The sequence below is a fragment of the Gordonia sp. McavH-238-E genome (assembly GCF_022348225.1).
GTDB classification, from domain to species: Bacteria; Actinomycetota; Actinomycetes; order Mycobacteriales; family Mycobacteriaceae; genus Gordonia; species Gordonia terrae.
On record NZ_JAKRFE010000008.1, the window covers coordinates 147,826 to 167,968 of the forward strand.

19 protein-coding genes are annotated in these 20,143 nt (G+C 68.9%); 9 read left to right on the plus strand and 10 right to left on the minus strand.

Going from position 1 to position 20,143, the window contains the following annotated elements:
• Window positions 1-41 precede the first annotated feature (41 nt).
• The 5 genes from MHN80_RS13990 to MHN80_RS14010 are packed head-to-tail and all read left to right on the plus strand — an operon-like array spanning window position 42 to window position 5,388.
• Window positions 42-1,184, plus strand: a complete 1,143-nt coding sequence (locus MHN80_RS13990; protein WP_239402343.1) for a polyprenyl synthetase family protein — start codon at window positions 42-44, stop codon at window positions 1,182-1,184.
• Window positions 1,181-1,894, plus strand: a complete 714-nt coding sequence (locus MHN80_RS13995; protein ID WP_239402344.1) for a monooxygenase — start codon at window positions 1,181-1,183, stop codon at window positions 1,892-1,894. Before MHN80_RS13990 ends, MHN80_RS13995 begins: the two co-directional genes overlap by 4 nt.
• Complete coding sequence (locus tag MHN80_RS14000; RefSeq protein WP_239402345.1) at window positions 1,891-2,772, plus strand: carotenoid biosynthesis protein; 882 nt, start codon at window positions 1,891-1,893, stop codon at window positions 2,770-2,772. The genes MHN80_RS13995 and MHN80_RS14000 overlap by 4 nt, the downstream gene beginning before the upstream one ends.
• Complete coding sequence (locus tag MHN80_RS14005; protein WP_239402346.1) at window positions 2,759-3,892, plus strand: glycosyltransferase family 2 protein; 1,134 nt, start codon at window positions 2,759-2,761, stop codon at window positions 3,890-3,892. The genes MHN80_RS14000 and MHN80_RS14005 overlap by 14 nt, the downstream gene beginning before the upstream one ends.
• Window positions 3,889-5,388 (plus strand): NAD(P)/FAD-dependent oxidoreductase, encoded by a 1,500-nt coding sequence (locus MHN80_RS14010; RefSeq protein ID WP_239402347.1) that lies wholly within the window; start codon window positions 3,889-3,891, stop codon window positions 5,386-5,388. Before MHN80_RS14005 ends, MHN80_RS14010 begins: the two co-directional genes overlap by 4 nt.
• A 26-nt stretch (window positions 5,389-5,414) precedes the next feature.
• On the opposite strand, the gene MHN80_RS14015 is transcribed toward MHN80_RS14010, so the two are convergent.
• The 8 genes from MHN80_RS14015 to MHN80_RS14050 all read right to left on the minus strand — a co-directional run bounded on the left by MHN80_RS14015 (window position 5,415) and on the right by MHN80_RS14050 (window position 12,521).
• On the minus strand, window positions 5,415-5,867 hold the full coding sequence (locus tag MHN80_RS14015) for a nitroreductase/quinone reductase family protein (protein ID WP_239402348.1): 453 nt from the start codon (window positions 5,865-5,867) through the stop codon (window positions 5,415-5,417).
• A 362-nt stretch (window positions 5,868-6,229) separates the two neighbouring features.
• On the minus strand, window positions 6,230-7,837 hold the full coding sequence (crtI, locus tag MHN80_RS14020) for a phytoene desaturase family protein (RefSeq protein ID WP_239402349.1): 1,608 nt from the start codon (window positions 7,835-7,837) through the stop codon (window positions 6,230-6,232).
• Window positions 7,834-8,772: a squalene/phytoene synthase family protein gene (locus tag MHN80_RS14025; protein WP_004020351.1), complete on the minus strand. Its 939-nt coding sequence runs from the start codon at window positions 8,770-8,772 to the stop codon at window positions 7,834-7,836. The genes crtI and MHN80_RS14025 overlap by 4 nt, the downstream gene beginning before the upstream one ends.
• Window positions 8,773-8,815: 43 nt before the next feature.
• Window positions 8,816-9,385 (minus strand): isopentenyl-diphosphate Delta-isomerase, encoded by a 570-nt coding sequence (gene idi, locus MHN80_RS14030; protein WP_064570498.1) that lies wholly within the window; start codon window positions 9,383-9,385, stop codon window positions 8,816-8,818.
• A gap of 103 nt (window positions 9,386-9,488) precedes the next feature.
• Complete coding sequence (locus MHN80_RS14035) at window positions 9,489-10,232, minus strand: CDP-alcohol phosphatidyltransferase family protein (protein ID WP_239402350.1); 744 nt, start codon at window positions 10,230-10,232, stop codon at window positions 9,489-9,491.
• A complete protein-coding gene (locus MHN80_RS14040; protein WP_004020354.1) occupies window positions 10,216-11,079 on the minus strand; it encodes a YhjD/YihY/BrkB family envelope integrity protein in 864 nt (287 codons plus the stop codon). Before MHN80_RS14040 ends, MHN80_RS14035 begins: the two co-directional genes overlap by 17 nt.
• Window positions 11,080-11,195: 116 nt before the next feature.
• Entirely contained in the window at window positions 11,196-11,831 is a 636-nt protein-coding gene (locus MHN80_RS14045) for a LysE/ArgO family amino acid transporter (RefSeq protein WP_239402351.1), read from the minus strand.
• Between the two features lie 57 nt (window positions 11,832-11,888).
• Window positions 11,889-12,521 (minus strand): TetR/AcrR family transcriptional regulator, encoded by a 633-nt coding sequence (locus MHN80_RS14050; protein WP_239402352.1) that lies wholly within the window; start codon window positions 12,519-12,521, stop codon window positions 11,889-11,891.
• Between the two features lie 94 nt (window positions 12,522-12,615).
• Here MHN80_RS14050 and MHN80_RS14055 point away from each other — a divergent pair, with 94 nt between their 5' ends.
• The 3 genes from MHN80_RS14055 (at window position 12,616) to MHN80_RS14065 (ending at window position 15,274) form a co-directional block, all read left to right on the plus strand.
• Entirely contained in the window at window positions 12,616-13,668 is a 1,053-nt protein-coding gene (locus MHN80_RS14055) for an ABC transporter permease (RefSeq protein WP_239402353.1), read from the plus strand.
• Window positions 13,669-13,726: 58 nt separating this feature from the next.
• Window positions 13,727-14,629, plus strand: a complete 903-nt coding sequence (locus tag MHN80_RS14060; RefSeq protein WP_239402354.1) for a LysR family transcriptional regulator ArgP — start codon at window positions 13,727-13,729, stop codon at window positions 14,627-14,629.
• Between the two features lie 105 nt (window positions 14,630-14,734).
• Window positions 14,735-15,274 carry a DoxX family protein gene (locus MHN80_RS14065; RefSeq protein WP_239402355.1) on the plus strand — a complete coding sequence of 180 codons (540 nt, stop codon included), beginning with the start codon at window positions 14,735-14,737 and terminating at the stop codon, window positions 15,272-15,274.
• A 33-nt stretch (window positions 15,275-15,307) separates the two neighbouring features.
• On the opposite strand, the gene MHN80_RS14070 is transcribed toward MHN80_RS14065, so the two are convergent.
• Both MHN80_RS14070 and MHN80_RS14075 read right to left on the minus strand, forming a co-directional pair.
• Window positions 15,308-16,639, minus strand: a complete 1,332-nt coding sequence (locus MHN80_RS14070) for an MFS transporter (RefSeq protein ID WP_239402356.1) — start codon at window positions 16,637-16,639, stop codon at window positions 15,308-15,310.
• A gap of 58 nt (window positions 16,640-16,697) precedes the next feature.
• On the minus strand, window positions 16,698-17,654 hold the full coding sequence (locus MHN80_RS14075; RefSeq protein WP_239402357.1) for a Ku protein: 957 nt from the start codon (window positions 17,652-17,654) through the stop codon (window positions 16,698-16,700).
• Between the two features lie 73 nt (window positions 17,655-17,727).
• Here MHN80_RS14075 and MHN80_RS14080 point away from each other — a divergent pair, with 73 nt between their 5' ends.
• A complete protein-coding gene (locus tag MHN80_RS14080; protein WP_239402358.1) occupies window positions 17,728-20,109 on the plus strand; it encodes an ATP-dependent DNA ligase in 2,382 nt (793 codons plus the stop codon).
• Window positions 20,110-20,143 lie beyond the last annotated feature (34 nt).

Consider the following 20,143-nt stretch of genomic DNA (forward strand, 5'->3'; position numbering starts at 1 on the left):
GGTAACCGAGCCTCACCCCCGGACTCTCGAAGGGCCCCGTCATGACACCGACCGCCGAGATGACCGACTCGTCGGCGCCGCCTGCACAGTCGATCTCCCCGGCCTGCGACCTGCACTCCATCGACTCCTCGACGACCGATCTCGAACTCGTCGAAGAAGTGCTGGCCGGTCACTTCCGTCGTCACGCCTCGACACTGCAGGAGGTGGGTGCGGAACTGACGCCCGCCATCGACGTCGTGTCGGCGAGGATCGGCGGCGGCAAGCGACTGCGTGCGTCGTTCTGCCTGTGGGGGGCACGTGGCGCAGCCGACGGCCGGACCGTTCCCGGCATCGTCGAGATGGCGGCGGCGATCGAGCTGTTCCATCTCGCCGCGCTGGTGCACGACGACGTGATGGACGACAGCGATGTCCGTCGCGGCCTCCCCACGGTGCACCGCCACTTCGCCGATGACCATGTGCGCGCGCAGCGACGTGGGGACGCCGAGCGCCACGGCACCGCCGTTGCGATCCTCGTCGGTGACATGTGCCTGTCCTGGTCCGACGACCTCGCCGCCGCGGCCGCCGACGACGCGGCCGCCGACATTCGACGAGCCGTACGGGACACCTGGTCGCAGATGCGCGACGAGGCGTATGCGGGTCAGTTCCTGGACATGCTGAGTCAGACCGAGGACACCACCGACGCCGACCGCACGGCGCGCATCCTGCGCTACAAGAGCGCGCGGTACACGATCGGTCAGCCGTTACGACTCGGCGGCACGCTCGCCGGCGCCTCGCCGGTGCTCCTCGAGGCCTACGATCGAATCGGCCTCACCGCCGGCGAGGCCTTTCAACTCCGCGATGACATCCTGGGCGTCTTCGGCGACGAGAAGGTCACCGGCAAGCCCGCCATCGACGACCTGCGGGAGGGCAAGCGCACGATGCTCATCGCGGTGGCCGAGGAGTCGGCGGGGCGGATGGAGCGCCGTGTGATGGCCGATTGTCTCGGCAACCCGGATCTCGACGCGGAGGGCGCAGCGCGGATGCGCGAGGTCCTGACCTCCACCGGCGCCGTCGAGCGCGTCGAGCAGCGCATCGTCGACCTGGCCGAGGAGGCCCTCGGCATCGTCGCCGATGCCCCGATGGATCCACCGAGCCGGAGTGCGCTGACGTCGCTGATCGAGCGCTGCGTGTGGCGGCGCGCATGACAGCACCTGCCGGACCGACGGTCGAACTCCGCGTCTGGGGTGTCGATCGGGTCCTGCCCGCGCTCGGACGGATGTCGTCCGGCCGTCGGACCCTTCGTCGTACGCCCGGCCTGCGGTTCGCCAAACTCCTCGGGACCGGCACTGCGCGCACGTTCACGATGGAGAGCGCCGACCTGAAGCACTGGGCCGCCCTCACGGTGTGGCACGACGACGAGTCGGCGTCGGCAGCACGGGATTCGGTGGTCTTTCGACGCTGGCAGGACTCGAGCACCGAGGAGTTGCGAGTCACGATGCGACCGATCCGATCCAAGGGGCGATGGTCGCGCGTCGACCCGTTCGGGACAGTGAAGCCGGCCGAGCAGCGCGGCTCCGACACCGCATGGGCTGGACCGGTCGCGGCGCTGACCCGAGCTCGACTCCGGCCCACGACCATGGCGTCGTTCTGGCGTGCCGTTCCGCCGGTGGCGACCGAACTCGCCGGCGCACAGGGAAACCGGCTGGCGCTCGGCGTCGGCGAACTCCCGATCGGGGTCCAGGGCACGTTCTCGATCTGGGACTCGGCACAGCATCTGACCGACTTCGCCTACCGCTCCCCCGCACACCTGTCGGCGGTCCGGCGCACCGCACCGTCACGCTGGTACGCCGAAGAGTTGTTCGCCCGGCTCGCCGTCACCGATGTCGTCGGCACGTACGAGGGGAGGTCGGCGTGAGTCTCCTCGACGGCACCGCTTCTCACCATTCCGAACCGTCGTCGCGCCCGGCGCGAGGCGCAGGCACCGTGTCCTGGAACCGAGGGCTGGTGACCCTGGCGTGGATGTTGCTCGCCGCCACGATCGGTGTCCAGATCGCGTTCCCGCTGACCGGTGGCGGCAACCTGCCGCTGACCGTCGCGAGTGTGCTCCTGCTGGCCTCGGCATCACTCGTCCACGTCGCCGCGACCCGCGGCGTCGCAGCCGCGCTCGCCCTCGCAGTGGTGGCCGGTGGTGGCGGCCTCGTCGCCGAATCCGTCGGCGTGAGTACCGGATTCCCCTTCGGCACCTACGAGTACACCGATGGTCTGGGACTCAAGGTCCTCGGCGTCCCGGTGCTCGTCCCGCTGGCCTGGATCATGATGTCCTGGCCCGCGCTGGTCGTGACCCGACGCCTGATCCGGGCGGCGGGCGTGGCCGGGCGCTGGGTGCGGCCTGCGACCGCCGTGGTGGGAGCGTACGCCCTCACGGCGTGGGACGTGTTCCTCGACCCGCAGATGGTCGATCAGGGCAACTGGGCGTGGCGGTACCCGACACCGGCCCTGCCCGGGGTCGCCGGGATCCCGCTGACGAATTTCGCCGGGTGGCTGCTGGTCTCGTTCCTCATCGTCGCGACGCTGGATCTGCTGATCCGCCGTGACGAGAACCCCGACACCGATCGCGCCGGAATGGACGCCGTGCCCGTGACGGCGTACCTGTGGACGTACTTCTCCTCGGTGATGGCTCACGCGGTCTTCTTCGGGCGCCCGTCGGTCGCTCTCACCGGCGGACTCCTGATGGGTGTCATCGCGATCCCGCTTCTGGTCGTCGAGATCCGGAGTCGCCGTGCGGGTTCCTGACCTGCTGCGTCCGTTGGTCGCCGCGGGGACCGCGCTGTCACTCGCGTCGCTGGGCCTGACCCTCGACAACGCGCGCCGCGTTCGTCGACCCGAGCTGACCGACATCCCTGCGCCGGAACCGCTGTCGGTGCTCATCCCGATGCGAAACGAGGCCGAGACCGCCGAACGCTGCCTGCGCGCGGTCCTCGAGGCGGCCGACCGCTGGCCCGGACCGATCCGGATTCTCGTGCTCGACGACGGCTCGGTGGACGGGACGGACGCCGTGCTGGCCCGGCTCGCTTCGCTGGACGACCGGTTGAATGTTCATCGCGGCACGGCACCACCGCGCGGCTGGCTCGGAAAGAACTGGGCCTGCGCCCAACTCGCGGACAAGGCGTTCCCCGACGGGGTCCAGATCTTCCTCGACGCCGACGTGGTGGTCGAGCCACATGCGTTCACCTCGTCGTTTGCCCTCCTCCGCAACACCGGACTCGACCTGGTGAGCCCCTACCCACGGCAGGTCGCGGTCGGCGCCGGCGAGCGACTCGTGCAACCGCTCCTGCAGTGGTCATGGCTGAGCACCTTGCCACTCGGCCTGGCCGAGCGGTCGCCACGCGAATCCCTCACGGCCGCAAACGGTCAGTTCCTGGTCGTCGACGCCGCGGCCTATCGCCGCGCCGGTGGTCACACGGCGGTGCGCGACGTCGTGCTCGAAGACATCGCGCTGTTGCGCGCGATCAAGGCGGCCGGTGGTCGCGGTGTGGTGGCCGAGGGAAGCGCGGTCGCCACCTGCCGGATGTACCACGGCTGGCGAGAGGTCCGGGCGGGCTATCGCAAGTCGCTGTGGTCCGCCTTCGGGTCGCCGGGCGGCACGTTGGGCGTCACCGGGCTGCTCTGCCTGATGTATGTACTCCCCGCGGCCGCAGCGCTGTTCGGCTCGCGGGTGGGGTTCGTCGGATATCTGGCCGGGGTGGCCTCACGGGCGGTCGCGGCCCGTACCACCGACGGCCGCGTGTGGCCCGATGCGTTCGGCCACCCGCTGTCGGTCCTCGTGTTCACCGGCCTCGCAGTCGATTCGACGCTGGCCCGGCACCGCGGAGAGCTGGAGTGGAAGAGTCGACCCATCGAGGTCCGTCGATGACACGGGTCCTGGTGATCGGGGCGGGCGTCGGCGGACTCTCCGTCGCGATGCGCCTTGCCGCGACCGGTCACGACGTCACCGTTCTCGAGCAATTCGACGACGTGGGCGGCAAACTCGGGGTCATCGAACACGACGGGTTCGTGTTCGACACCGGGCCGTCGCTCGTCACGATGCCGCACGTCTTCGAAGAACTCTTCGACGCCACCGGATCGTCGATCCGCAACCACCTGACCCTCGAACGACTCCCCGTCGCCGCTCGCTACCGCTTCCCGGACGGCACCGAACTGGACATGCCGGGAACGCTCGACGACATCCCCGCCGCCCTCGACGCCGCACTGGGGCATGGCCGAGGCGCTCAGTGGTCATCGTTTCTGGAACGCGCACAACGTGTCTGGGACGTCACGCACGAACCCTTCCTGGAATCGCCGATGAGCATCCGCACGATGATCGGCGGCATCGCCACGCCGTCGGACGTGCGGACCGTCGCGCCGTGGCGAACGCTGCGCGGACTCGGTGAGGATTACCTCCACGACCCGCGCCTGCGGATGCTGCTGGACCGCTACGCGACCTACACCGGTTCCGACCCGCGCCGCGCGCCGGCGGCACTCGCGTCCGTGCCGTGGTCCGAGCAGGCGTTCGGATCATGGTATGTACGAGGCGGATTGGGCCGCATCGCCACCGCGATGCACGACCGTCTCGTCGAACTCGGCGGGCGGGTCGAACTCGGTGTCGAGGTCGACCGGATCTCGGTCGACCACACCGGCCGGGCCGATGGCGTGGTACTCACCGACGGAAGCCGACGCCGGGCAGATCTGGTCGTCGCGAACGCCGACGCCCGGCAGGTCTACGACCGCCTCGTACCGCGTCGCGACGCCCGCCGGCCCGCGGCGCTGCTGCGACGGACGACGCCGTCACTGTCTGGATTCGTGCTCCTCCTCGCCCTCGACGATCCGCCCGCTGCGCCGCACCACCAGGTGCTGTTCGCCGAGGACTACGACGAGGAGTTCGACGCGGTCTTCGGATTCCGCGGCCCACCGCGTCCGGTCGCGCGACCGACCGTGTACATCTCGGCCCCAGCCGATCCCGAGATCTCCCCCGGCCCGGGAACGGGTGCATGGTTCGTGCTGGTGAACGCACCGCGCCACGACCCCGGGCACGGCGTCGACTGGGACGCAGAGGGATTGGCCGACTCCTACGCAGACCAGATCCTCGAGGTCATGGCCGATCGCGGACTCGACCTGGCCGGGCGGGTGCGACACCGTCTGATCGTCTCGCCCGCTGACCTCGAGCGCAGGACCAGGACACCCGGCGGCTCGATCTACGGTTCGTCGTCGAACGGACCCCGCTCGGCATTCCTCCGGCCGTCGAACACCTCCCCGGTACCTGGCCTCTACCTCGTCGGCGGATCATCACATCCCGGCGGCGGCCTCCCCCTCGTCGTCATGTCGGCGAAGATCGTCGCGGAGTTGATCGGGCCGGCGTCGGAGCGTCGCTGACCGAGGGCTCCTTGTCGTCGGAGCCGTCAGCGCGGATCGATGCGAAACACGGCGCATCGTCCCGCCACGGCGGCAAAGGCATCCGGGGTCACGTCGTCGACCACTCCCGCGTTCTTCATCATCTTCGGTCCGTCGGTACCCGCCAGCTCCGGCCAGGCGCGAAGCACCGGAACGGCCTGCTCGGCGGAGAGTTCGACAAGGCGGACATCGCGCAGCTCGTCCCCGTCGGACAGCTGCGCGACCCCGTCGGCCGCGCGAACATTGCATGCCCAGTCCGCACCGGGAAACCCTTCGAGCAGGTAGCGCTCGCCATTCAGGTCGATCACGGTCAACGGTGTCCGTCTCGGCTTGCCGGTGCGTCGTCCGGCGACGACGAGGACCGGCAACTCCTTCATCCCGCCGAATCTTTGCAGCAGCAAGAAGATCTTGTTCATTGGCTTGAGCCACCGTGGCGCGGGGGTGTGGTGGGGGTTCGGCATCGTCAGCCCGCTTCGGCGGTCACATCGTGCACAGCAGTCTACTTCGTACACTGTACGGCGATGTAGCGAGCATCGTCACCCCGATCCGGACGTCTGCTCAGGTCACCTATCGCGATAGGTGTACGCATGTCCGCCCAGGGAGGCGGTCACAACAGCCACCGGCACACGACAGGCCTGCAGATTCCGTCGTTCTTCAGGGGTGAGGTCCCGGCGCGACCACGTCCACCGCGGGGCGCGCCACCAGGAACCCGTACGTGTCTTCTCCATGTCACCCGAACCTCTCGCGCTGTGAGCACTGTCACGCGCCAGTACCCGGGTGACCGGGATATCAAACCCCCAGAAACGCTACCCGTTCTCGCAGGTCAGCGCTTCACGACCGGCATCGGCCCGACCGACCGGTCGCCGCGGAGCTTCTTGCGGATGAGTTCGGCGCTGATCAGACACATCGGCAGACCGATGCCGGGACGCGTGCTCGACCCCGCGTAGAAAAGCCCGTCGACCTTGCGTGACCGGTTCGTCGAACGCAGGAACGCGCTCTGGCGCAGCGTGTGTGCCGGACCGAGAGCGCCGCCGCACCACGAGTTGACCGAATCCACGAAGTCGGCGGGGCCGATGGTGCGTCGGACGACGACACGCTCGGCGAGGTCGGGGACGCCCGCCCACTGTCCGATCATCGCGATGGCGCGGTCGGTCACCTTCTCGATGTCGGGGTCGCCGCCGCCGTCCACACCGCCGTGACCGAGTCCCGGATCGGGCGGGACCGGCACCAGGATGAAGAGATTCTCCGAATCCGACGGCGCGACCGAGGAATCGGTGGCCGACGGCTTGCACACGTACAGCGATGCCGGATCCGGGACGCGCGTGGGGCTCTCGAAGATGGCGTCGAAGTTGGTCTTCCAGTCATCGGTGAAGAACAGCGAATGATGCGCCAACTCGGGCACCTCACCGCGGACGCCGAGCAGTGCGAGCACCGCTCCCGGACCGGAAGTGGCTCGATCCCAGTAGCGTTCGGGGAAGGTCTGCAACTCGCGAGGCAGCAGCCGCGTCTCGAGGTGATGGAGATCGGTGGCACCGATCACGATGTCAGCGACCAGATCTCGCGAAGCACCGGCAGCGTCCTCGACGTGAACCCCGGCCACCTCGGCGCGACGGCGCCATCGGGCGAATCGCGTTCCCTGGCGCTGACGCGTCAGGACAGCAGTCGCAGCCGTTCCCGTCGAGATCCGAACGCCGCGTTCACGGGCGACTCGCTCCAGCGCGTCGACCAGGGTGGTGAAACCGCCGTTGGGGTATCGCACGCCGTCGGCCAGATCGAGCCAGCTCATCAGGTGGTACATCGCGGGGGTGCGCTCGGGCGAAGAGCCGAGGAACACCGCCGGGTAGCCGAGAACCTGCTGCAATCTGCGATCGGTGAACCGCGCGGCGATGTAGGACTGCAACGACGTCGTCAGCAGGGTGACGAGGGTCTTCGCGTGTCGCAACACAGGCAGGCCGAGAAAGGCGCGGGGAGAATCGAAGCTGGTGTACAGAAAACGTTCCACGGCAAGGTCATACGCCTGCCGGCCGGTCTGCAGGTAACTGTCGAGCGCGGCTCCCGCACCCGGTTCGATCTCCTCGAACAGTGCGCGGTTGCGTTCGCGGTCGCCGAAGACGTCGATCGGCTTCTCGTCGGAATCCGCACTGTCCCCGAAGAACACCCGGTATCCGGGGTCGAGGCGGACGAGATCGAGTTGCTCGGCAGTCGACGTCCCGAGCATCTCGAAGAAGTGATCGAAGACCTCGGGCATCAACCACCACGACGGCCCGGTGTCGAAGCGGAACCCGTCGCGATCCCAGGAGCCCGCGCGACCACCGAGTTCGTCGTTCTTCTCGACGAGTTCGACGTCGTGCCCGTCATGGGCGAGAAGGGCGGCGGTGGCCAATCCGGCGACTCCGCCACCGATGACGACGACGCGTCGGGACTCGCTCATACGTTGGTCTTTCTTCTGTACAGGCCGACGGCGTCGGCACGTGGGGTTCGCGGCATGCCGCGTCGGGCGACGGCGGCCGCCGCGATCTTCGCCTTGCCCGCGTTCGGGACCCGGACGCGGGTGCGGCGGGCCTCGGTGGCCGACGACTCGCGAAGACGAGCGGTCAGTTCGGCGAACAGGTCGTGCGCGGTACACACCGCGACGCGGCTACCCGCGGGCAGGTGTGGAATGGCGGCCGCGGCGGCGGTGAGGTCGAGGTCGATGTCGTCCAGCCAGAGCGCCCAGGCGGCGTCCGCCGGATCGTCGGGATCGAGGCCCACCAGATAGCGCCGGCCCAGTCCGTCGCTGTCCTCGCCGAAGTCGCGCAGGAAGTTGATCTTCTGGAAGGCCGCACCCAGTCGCTGGGCGCCGGGTGCCAGATGGTCGTACTGCGCAGCGGACTTGGGCTCGTCGGCGAGGAACGCCCGCAGGCACATCAGACCGACCACCTCGGCGGAGCCGTAGATGTAGGTGGCCAGTGAGTCGAAGTCGTGCTGGACCTGGGTCAGGTCGCTGCGCATCGAATCGAAGAACGGGCCCACCAGGTCGAGGTCGATGCCGACGCGGCGGGCCGTCTGGGCGAAGGCGTGCACGACGAGATTGCTGCTCGACCCGGTGACCAGCGCGACGCTGGTCTGCTCCTCGAGCTGGTCGAGCTCGTTGCTGCGGTCGACGAGACCCTGCTCGGGGCGCGGGGCGTCCACGATCTCGTCGGCGACGCGGACCAGCGCGTAGATGTTCTGGATGTCACGGCGTATCCGCGGCGGGAGCAATCGCGACGCCAGACCGAACGAACTGGAGTACGACCTGATCACCATCGCCGCGCAGGCCTCCGCGACCTCGTCGTATCGCCGGTGTGGTGGGACCACCTGCGTGTGACCGGGAAGGTGCATCATCCGACCGCTCCTCGACCTGGTGACTGGACTGGTTTGCCTGACGTCATGAATTCGACGCCCGGGACATCACCGGATGGGTCTCGTAGACCGAACCGTGGTCGCGCGCCGGCAACTGTCGCACCTGTTCGACGAACCACGGGCTGACCGCCCACGGCGTGCGCTCGACGAGCGCCCACACATCGGCGATCTCGGCCCAGACGTGTTCGGCGACCTCGTCCGGATCCGGTCGCAGCTCCCCCAGCGGTCGCGCGACGAACACCGGGCAGATCTCGTTCTCGACGATGCCGCTCGCGTCGACCGCCCGGTACCGGAAGTCGGGCAGGATGCAACGGACATCGGCGACGTCGATACCGAGTTCGCGCCGGGCGTAGCGATGCACCGCGTCGACGACGTCCTCATCGGGACGAGGATGACCGCAGAACGAGTTGGTCCAGACCCCGGGCCAGCTGCGCTTGGACAGCGCCCGCCGCGTCATGAGGATCCGACCGTCGACGACCAGGTGGCAGGAGAAGGCGAAGTGCAACGGGGTGTCGAACCCGTGCACCCCCTCGCGGTCGGCGGTGCCGCACGGGCGGCCGTCGGCGTCGGCGAGAACCACCGAGTCGTTGGTCATCGAAGATTTCCTCATCGCATCGAGATCGGGCGGGGGGAGTTACTCGTCCCATTGTTCGTCACCGTGGCCCGATCCGGATGGGGAGCCGCGCGTCACCGGCGACTCACCCGAGACGTCGGGTCTGCCTCCGGACCGCGATTCCCAATTGGATCGTCCCCACCACCGCCAGCACTGCGCCGACGGCGGCGATGACGGCGGCCAGCGTCGCCGTGGTGTCGGATGCCAGAGCGGCCGCCCACCACCAGGTCGAACACAGCGCGGCGATGACCGCCAGTATCACCCGGGACGGCCGCTCCCACACGGTGACGGCACCCGGCCCGGTCATCCCGACCGCCTGTGCCGTGGCACGTGTCGTCTCGAGGATGAGGGTCAGCACGACGATCGAGATGCCGAGCCACGACGGCGCTCCCACCACGACGAGGATGCCGATCAGCATGACGTCGGAGCATCGGTCGGCGACGGCGTCGTTGATCCGACCCCACCTCGACGCGGTGCGGGTCTGCGCCGCGATCGCGCCGTCGATCCCGTCGAGCAGTGCGGCGACGAGAATGACCAGCGCGGCCACGGCGGGCCACCATCCGCCGAGCATCGTCACGCACAGTGCGACCGCGGTGGCGACCACGCCGAGGACAGTGACCGTGTTGGCGGTGACGCCGAGGCGCACGAGCGGGCGGGCGCACCCGTGACTGATCAGCACCCAGCCGCGCACCCACGGGATCTGACGCGGATCCATACCGCCGTGGAGTCTCGACCAGGAGTCGAGCGCCTCGTCCCGGGCACTCGCCCGGTCCGTTTGCTCCGCTGCCCGCGCCGACGTTGACGCGAGGTGCTCAGGCTCCGCGGACACGGTCCCTCCTCTGCTTCGAGATCGCCTGTCCGACCGCCCATCCGACGATGACGATGACATGCGCGACGTAGAGCCACAGCCCGACCGCCACCACCCCGCCGATCACGCGGAGCCCCCCGTACGGGATCCCGACATCGATCGGCAGCGACAGGAACAGCAGAAAGCCCTGGAAGAAGCCGGCGATGAACGACGCGGTCCCGAGCGCGGTCGCCGCCGCGACCCCCAACGTCGGCTCACCGGGCGTCACCCGCCAGTACACCCAGGTCAGTGCGACCGTGACCGTCAGCCAGACGACGATGAACTCCACCACGATCCGGACCACCAGATCGCCGAAGCCGCCCGTTCCGCCACCGTCGGGCGCCAGCGTGGTGAGCGTGCCCGCTACACCGATGACGATGTAGGTCAGCGGCGGCACGACGACCACGAGTCCCAGCACCCAGATCCGCGAGCGCCATCCCGTGAACCGGTCATCGCGCGGATACAGCATCATGCACGCGCGACGGAGACCCTCGCCGTAGAACGACGCCGGGAACAGGAGGACGACGGCGCTCATCAGCGACAGCCCGGAGCCGATCACGACGGCTTCGTCGAAGACACCGCGCCCGCCCATCGCCGGCGGGATGAGCACGCGCAGCTCCGACAGCGACTCGGCGGTGGGGCTGCCCAGCCAGGTCGTCGACCAGATCCCGAGCAGCGCCCAGGGGACGACCGCGATCGCGGCGAAGTAGGTCAGCGTCGCGGCGGCCGCGGCGAGATCCCCGCGACCCAGCGTCTGCCGCACATCCGACAGCAGTGCGCGCACGTCGAACGTCTTCGTGGGCTCGCGGAGCGTGGTCTCACGAGTCACAGTCGGGGCCGATCGGCGCGCTGTCACCCTTCCGGGATACCCGAAAACACCCCGCGTGCGCTGCAGCGGGGTGCCGTCGGAGTCCTCGGGACGGGTCCGGACGACCCCGATCCGTCTCAGATCGACGCGAAAAGGGCCACCGCCATCCCCAGCATGATGACCGCGACGACCGCGTCGAGCACCTTCCACGCCCGCGGGCTTGCGAAGAACCCCGACAGCCTGCGCGCCCCGCCGCCGAGCGCGGTGAACCACAGGACGCTCGCGATGCAGGCTCCGAAAGCGAACGCCCACCTGCCGTTTCCGTGTCCGTTGGCGATGGCGCCCATGGTGATGACGGTGTCGAGGTAGACGTGCGGGTTCAGCCAGGTCAGGGCCAGGGCCGTGCCCACCGCGACCCAGCGCCCGGTGGATTCGCCACTCCCGTCGTCGGCCCGGGTGCCGTCCGCCGCGATGACCTCGTTGCTGCGCAGACAGCGCCTGGCGGCCAGCACACCCAGCGCCCCGACATAGATTCCGCCGGCGACCTTGGCGAACGTGACCACGTCCGGATGCGAGGCGACCACCGCGCCGAGCCCGGCGACGCCCGCGACGATGAGGACGATGTCGGAGACGGCGCAGACCGCCACGATCGGCGCGGTGTGCCGCCGCGCGACGCCCTGGCGGAGCACGAAGACGTTCTGAGGTCCGATGGCGATGATCAGGCCGGCGCCGGTGAGCAATCCGGCCAGTGCGGGGACGAGATAGGCGGTCACCGGGACGACGTTAAGAGCGACTCGGGAATCAGTCCAACGAAAGAATTTGACGAATCATCAATCGAACTTCAGATTATGATCCGAGTCGCCCAGTCCGAGGCCACGGAGCACCGAGCAGAACGCCGCGATGTAGTCCTCGACGTCGAGGTCACCGACAAGACCCTGCTGCACGACCACCCCCTGCATGACAGAGACCATGACCTGCGCGAGCACCACCGGTTCGGCGGGGAGTTCGTGCCCCGCGCCCTGCCACTCGGTCAGGACACGTTCGAAGACCCCGCGCAGACCGCGGACGATGTCGCCCACCGTCTCGCGCAGGGCCGGATTGTTCGCCGCCTCGCCCCAGACCGTGAGGACCATCCGGAAACCGTCGGTCAGCGGGGCGATCTCGAGCAGGATGCGTTCGGCCAGCGTCCGGACCGCCGCCTCGGGCGACGCGGGATGGACCCCCGGTTCGTCGAAGCTGCTGATCCCCGCCTCGTAGGCCACGAACATCGACCGCGCCACTGCGGCGATCAGTTCTTCTTTCGACGAGTAGTACGAGTACACGGCCCCCGCGCTGAGCCCGGACTCCCGGATGACATCGGACATCGACGCGCGATGGAACCCCTTCTCCGCGAAGCAGCGGCGCGCGGCGTCGAGAATCTGCCGACTTCGTTCGAGCTTGCGGTCGTCGCTGATCTTCGGCATGCGAACAGTCTAAAACGAATACTCGTTCTTGATTCTGCGGTCCCCGCGGCGCATACTTTCTTAAAACGAAGGCTCGTTCTTTTTGGGAGGACCGATGAGTACCGATCTCACCACGACAGACACACGACCCGGGCCGGCCGCGACGCCCGCCGGCCCGTCCCGTGCCGGCCACGCACCGGGCTGGCGGCTCGTGGCCGCGATGATCGTCGGAATCCCGACCCTCGTGGTCGCGATCGCCGCGATGTTCGTGTCGCTGGCCGTCGATCCCGAACCGCACCAGGCTCCGCTGGGTCTCGTCGCACCACCGCCCGCCGCGACGGCGATCGAGTCGGCACTCGCCGAACGGGCCGGCGCCGACGCCTTCGTCGTCGAACGGTTCACCGACGCCGACGACGCCCGAGCGGCGATCGAACGACGCGACCTCGTGGGCGCGATCGCGGCGGGACCCGACGGGGTCACGGTCCTGACCGCCGAGGCGGGGTCGCCCGTGCTTGCCCAGGTCGTCGCCGGGGTCGGGAACGGCATCGCCACCGCCCAGGGCCTGCCGGTCACCGTCGATTCGGTGGTCCCCACTCCCGAGACCGACGACCGCGGAACGGGTTTCGCCGCCGGCCTGCTGCCATTGCTGATCGCCGGCATGGCGCTGGGCGGAGCGGCTGCGGTCGGGTTGCGGGGACGGGTCGCGATGCAGGTGACGTTGGCCGTCCTGGGCCCGCTCGTGGCCGGGCTCGGTTTCGCGGCGACGTGGTCGTGGCTGGGTGTCATCGACGGCGGAATCGGCACCGTCGGTCTCGCCGCGGCCCTGATGATCGGGGCGATCACGTGGTTCACCGTCGGCGCGGGGAGTCTGCTCGGCACCGCGGGGGTCGGGGTGTCCGCGCTGGTGATGGTGCTGATCTCGAACCCGTTGTCGGGGCTGGCGTCGTCTCCGTACCTGCTGCCCGCCCCGTGGGGGACGATCGGCCAGTGGTTGCCGCCCGGCGCCGGTGGCACGCTGCTCCGTTCGGTCGCGTACTTCCCGGCGGCCGGCATCGCCGGGACGGTCGCCGTCCTCGCCGGCTGGGTTGCCGTCGGCGCCGGGCTGCTCGCACTCGGTACGGTTCGGGCCCGGCGCGCCGACGCCCCGGGTGCCGCGGTAGCCGCCTGATCCGGTGGCCGGTGGTGTGTCTCGCCTGTTCGGCGAGACACACCACTACCCTCGGCTCGTGGACATCAGCCAGGAGGGCCTGCGCACGCTGGCCGCGGTGCTCCGCGAGGGCACGTTCGACGCGGCCGCCACCGCCCTGCACATCACCCCGTCTGCGGTGAGTCAGCGGATCAAGGCGCTCGAGTCCGCCGTCGGCCGGGTCCTGCTCCGGCGGACCAAGCCGGCAACGGCCACACCGGACGGCGAGGTCCTGGTCCGCCTCGCCAAGCAGTGGGAACTGCTGCTCGCCGAGACGCGGGCCGAGTTCGTCGGCGCCCCTGACGACGACCTGCCGCTGATCGAACGCCCGCGCATCCACCTGCCCATCGCCACCAACGCCGACTCGCTCGCCACCTGGCTGCTGCCGGTCCTGGCGCACTTCCACCGCGAGCACGCGGTGGCGGTCGAGGTCTTCCGCGACGACGAGACCCGCAGCAGCACCCTGCTCCGCACCGGCGATGTACTCGCCGCCGTGACCTCGGAACCCCTCGCGATCCGTGGGTGCGCACTGCAGTCTCTCGGCACGATGCGCTATCTGCCGGTGGCCACTCCGGAGTTCATCGACCTCTGGCTGCCCGACGGGCCCGACGCCGACGCGCTGGCCCGCGCCCCGATGGTCCAGTTCGACCGCAATGACCACATCCAGCGGAACATCTCGGCGGCCCTCGCCGGCCGGCCCGTCGACCCGCCCGCGGTCTACATTCCGGCGTCGACCGAGTACCACCGGGCCGTCGCCCTCGGGATCGGATGGGGCGCGGTCCCGGTCGTCCAGATCGCCGACGCCCTCGACAGCGGCCGTGTCCGCCTCATCGCCGACCACCACATCGACGTCCCGCTGTACTGGCAGTACTGGAAGCTGAGCTCCCCGCTGCTGCAAGCACTGACGGCGAGTGTCGTCGAGGGCGCGGCGCGCGTCCTCTAGGTCGGTCCGGTGCCGATGCTCGTTTGACACCTCGGCCGTCTGGCCCTTGACTGTAAACGGACCGCGGTACGATTTCGCCGCATCCGACGACGAGAGGACCCCCCGATGACACGACGACGGACTTCCGGCAAGGCGCTCGATGCCGGGTTGCTGACCCTACGCGTGGCGGTCGGTGCCACGCTGTTCGCCCATGGCGCCCAGAAACTGACGGGATGGTTCGGCGGACCGGGCCTCGAGCAGACCGCAGCCGGGATGCAGCAGATGGGCTTCACGCCCGCGAAGCTGTCCGCGGTCACCGCCGGCGTCAGTGAGGCTGCCGGTGGGCTGATCGCCGTCGGCGCCGGCACGCGCGTCGCGTCGGCCGCCGGTGCGGCGGCCATGCTGGCCGCGTCCGACGTCCACCGTCCCAATGGTTTTTTCGCGCAGAACGGCGGACTCGAACTCCCCGCGGTGCTCGGAGTCGCATCGGCCGCGCTGACGCTGACCGGCCCCGGCCGCTATTCGATCGACGAAGCGATCGGCCACCGCTACGACCACGAGCGATACGGTGTCGCGGCACTCGCTGCGGCGCTGGTGACCGCCGCCGTCGTTCTCGGGCGCAGGCGCGCGGCGACGCAGGCAGCGGGCGACACGGCGCAGGAGTAGTCAGAGACCTATCGGTCACACCGGCACACTCCACTACGAGTGTGCCGGTGTGACCAGCTTCGGATGCGCGTCGTCGACGAGCGGGTTCTCGATCTCGTCGCGCCACATGCGGGCCGCAACGTAGAACGCCCACGCGATCGGGACCGGGAGCAACCCGGCCAGCACGAATGTCGCGGTCAGGCCGATCGCCGACGAGACCGGCGCGGCGATCGCCATCGACACCGGCATCAGCGCGACCGACACGAAGAAGTCGAGACTGGCGATGCGGCCCAACAGCGCCGGCGGCACCCGACGCTGTAACAGCGTCCCCCACAGCACCATCGGGCCGTCGAACAGGATGCCCATGGTCACACCGGCGGCGATGAACATCCACGTCGAATCGGCGAGACCCATCAGAACGAGCGGCAGGCTGGAGAACGCCCAGAGCGAGAACATGACGGTCAGGTACCGCCGCGGCATCGGGATCGAGGCGAAGACGAGTGACGCCGCGGCCGCGCCGAGCCCGAATCCGGCGAGTACCCAGGCGTGCTGGGTGGCGCCGCCGTCGACGCGCTCACGCAAGGCGAACGGGACGAGCACCTCGATCGGACCGAGCGTCGCCAGCACCAGAACACATGCGAAGAGCAGCGTGCCCCACAGCCACGGTGTCCGGGCCATGTAGACGAACCCCTCGGCCAGATCGCCGACGATCCGTCGGGCACCCGCACCTTCGATCACCTCCGGTTCGTCCTCGGCCGTCTCGCCGAAGCGGCGCGCGGTGACCGGAGCCATCGCCAGATAGCAGACACTCGACAGGATCGCGGCGACCGCCGCCATCAGCACCGCGGGTCCCGGCGCCCACGCGCCGATGACCGCGCCGGCGACCATGGGCCCGACCGCCTGGAAGACGACCGGGCGGAAGAAGCCCTCGATCCCGTTGGCGGCCTGCAGCTCCGCCGGCGCCACGATCCCGGGGAGCAGCGCCGAATAGGCGGGGTAATACATCCCGGTGGTGATGCCGCCCAGCAGCGAGGCCAGCACCACGTGCCAGAGCTGCAGCACGCCCGCAATCGACGCCAGCCCGATCGCGCCGAACGCGACCATCTTCGCGACCTCGAGTCCGATCATGATGTGGCGCTGCGAGATCCGATCGGCGAGCACCCCACCGGCCAGCGTGGAGAACAGCATTCCCACCGCGGCCACGCCGGTGGCGAGCGAGACCTGCCCCGGCCCGCCGCCGAGCGCGATGACCTGCCAGATCACCGCGATCGTCCACACGCCGTCGGCGAACATGGCGAGGATCAGTCCGGACGCGAGCAACCGATACTGCCGGCGCGCGAACGGCAGCAGCGCGCGGGGCAGACGGGAGTCAGCGGCGGATTTCACCCTTCGAGCTTGCCCGAACCCGGCGTCGAGACGCCACCGATTTCTCCGGCGCCGGAGGTCAGCTCGCCTTGCGCGACGACTTCTTGGCGGGCGCCTTCTTGGCAGTCGACTTGGTTGCCGTTTTCTTGGCCGCCGCCTTCTTCGCCGGCGCCTTCTTGGCAGCGGCCTTCTTGGCCGGGGCCTTCTTCGCCGTCGTCTTCTCGGCCGGCTTGTCCTCGGAGTCCGAGTCCCCGCGGTCCTTCACCGACGCCCGCAGCGCGGCGAGGAGATCGGCGACGTCGGAGTCCTCGGTGTCGTTGTCTTCGTCGTCGGTCTCGGGGAACGCCTCGCCGCCCTCGGACTTCGCCTCGATGAGCTTGGTCAGCTCGTTCTGATAGGTGTCCTCGAATTCCGACGGGTCGTAGTCCGAGGCCATCGACTCGATCAGAGACGCTGCCATCTGCAGCTCCTGGTCGCGGATCTCGGTGTCGTCGTCCAGAAACCCGAAGTCGGGTTTGCGGACCTCGTCGGGCCACAGCAGCGTCTGCAACGTCATCACACCGTCGACCACCCGCAGCGCGGCCACGCGTGTCCGGTTGCGCAGGGTGAACGAGGCGATCGCGAGCCGATCCGTCTCCTCCAGCGCCTTGGCCAGCAGGACGTACGCCTTCGGCGACTTCGACGACGGCTCGAGGTAGTAGGGCTTGTCGAAGTAGATCGGGTCGACCTGCTCGGCGGGTACGAACTCCAGGATCGAGATCTCCGGGCTCTTCTGCACCGGCAGCGAGGCGAGGTCGTCCTTGGTCAAAATCACCGTCTCGCCGGATTCGGATTCGTAGGCGTTGGCGATGTCGCCGTAGTCGACCTCGGTGTCGGTGCCCTCGCGCACACGGCGGTACCGGATGCGGGTGCCGTCCGACGAATCGACCTGGTAGGACTTGCGGTCGTGACTCTCGGTCGCGGAATAGACCTTGACCGGCACGTTGACCAGGCCAAAGCTGAGGTCGCCCTTCCAGATCGAGCGCATGGGGGCCATTCTGCCAGGGATTCGGGTCAGATGGCGGCAAGCAGCGAGACGTTCTCGGCCGACCTTGTGGACAATGGACGGCATGGCAGGCGGCGAGACACTGGAGGTCGACGGTCGGCGGATCTCGATCACCAATCTCTCGAAGGTGCTCTATCCGGCGGCGGGGACCCGAAAGTTCGAGGTCATCGACTACTACTCGCGCATCGCCGACGTCCTCCTTCCCCACGTGCGAGGCCGCCTCATCACCCGCAAACGGTGGCCCAACGGCGTCGAGTCGACCCCGTTCTTCGAGAAGAACGTGCCCGACAGCGCACCGGACTGGATTCGACGCCACGGCATCCAGCACAGCGAGCGGGTCATCTCCTATGCGATGGCCGACGATCGCGCCACGCTCGTCTGGCTCGCTCAGATGGCGGTGCTGGAGATCCACACTCCGCAGTGGCGGCTTCCGATGGGACCCGACGGCGCTCCCATGGCGAACCGCATCGTCTTCGACCTCGACCCCGGCCCGCGGGTGCCGCTGCACCGGACCGCGGAGGTGGCGTGCGAGATCCGCAACTGGCTCGGCGGGGCGACGACGTACCCGGTGACCAGCGGCGGCAAGGGTATCCACCTCTACGCGCGGCTCCCGAAACCCGTGACGTCGGACGCGGCGCGCAAGGTGGCACAGGAGGTTGCCAACGAGTTCGCGCGTCAGCACGGTGATTTCATCACCGCCAAGATGTCGAAATCGCTGCGCGACGACAAGGTCTTCATCGATTGGAGCCAGAACACCGCCGCCAAGACCACCCTCGCTCCGTACTCGATGCGCGGACGCGAGCAGCCCTGGGTGGCCGCGCCGCGCACCTGGGAGGAGATGGAGGATCCCGGGCTCTCCCAACTGCTCTACACCGAGGTGCTGGAGCGCGTGGAAGAATTCGGTGATCTCCTCGACGGCCTCGACGACCCCTACGGTGGCACCGACGGGGATGAGCCGGAATCCGCCGTCGAGCCGGCAGCGGGTCAGGTCATCAACCTGAAGGAGTACCGGCGCAAGCGCGACCAGTCGAAGACGCCCGAGCCCTTCGGGGACGACGTGCATCGGCAGCGCATCGAATCCGAGAATGCATCGGAGGAGCCGGAATCCGCCGGCACCGCAACGGACCGGGCACCGATCTTCGTGATCCAGGAACACCATGCCCGGCGGTTGCACTACGACTTCCGGCTCGAACACGACGGGGTCCTGGTGTCGTGGGCCGTGCCCAAGAACCTGCCCACCGACCCCGACCAGAACCGGCTCGCGGTGCAGACCGAGGACCACCCGATGGACTACGCCGACTTCGAAGGCGACATCCCGGCGGGCGAGTACGGCGGTGGTCACGTATCGATCTGGGACAAGGGCACATTCGAGCTCGAGAAGTGGCGCGACAAAGAGGTCATCGTCCGCCTCCATGGCGAGCGCGTCCAGGGTCGCTACGCCCTGATCCGGACCGGCGAGAAGAACTGGCTCGCCCATCTCATGAGCGACGAGCCCCGGCCGATCGTCCCCGACAGCCTCACCGATCCCCGCCCGATGCTGGCGACCGACGAGTCCATCGACGGGCTCAACGGCCGCGACTGGGCCTTCGAGGGCAAGTGGGACGGCTACCGCCTCCTCATCCGTTCCGTCGGCGGCGAGTTCCGGCTCACCTCGCGATCGGGTATCGACATGACCGCCGACTTTCCCGAACTCGCCGGCCTCGCCGACGATCTCGGCCTCATGGACGTCGTGCTCGACGGGGAGGTCGTCGCCATCGACTCCTCCGGGCGCACCAACTTCACCTTGCTGACCTCGCGCCGGCACACCGACGAGCCGTACTCGCTCCGGTTGCACCTGTTCGACATCCTGTTCCTCAACGGCTCGTCGTTACTGCGCAAACCGTGGTCGGTCCGCCGTGAACTGCTCGAGGAACTGGCACCCGCGTTCCGCAACTCAGCCTTCGTCGAGGTTCCGCCGCTGCTTCCCGGTCCGGGTTCGGCCGCCGTCGAGTACAGCCGCGAACACAATCTGGAAGGCGTTGTCGCCAAACGTCGCAACTCCGTGTACCAGCAGGGGCGACGGTCGACGACGTGGCTGAAACACAAGAACTGGAGCGACATCGAGGTCGTCGTCGGCGGGTACCGACCGGGGCGCGGCAACCGCTCCCACACCATCGGCTCGTTGCTGATCGGTCTGCCCGAGGAGACCGGATTACGCTACGTCGGCCGCGTCGGCACCGGCTTCACCGACGCGCAGCTGCGTTCGCTCGCCGAGGAACTCGGCCCGCTGGAGATCTCGCGGTCCCCGTTCCTCGACAAGCTCGACCGGCCCGTCGAATCGAGCGCGGTATGGGTGCTGCCCAAGATCGTCGGCGAGGTCCGGTTCATGGACTGGACGACGGCCGGGCATCTGCGGCATCCCAGCTGGCGGGGGATCCGGCGGGACAAGTTGCCCGGCGATCTCTGAGCGCCGACGAGCGGCCGCAACCGAATCGAGAACA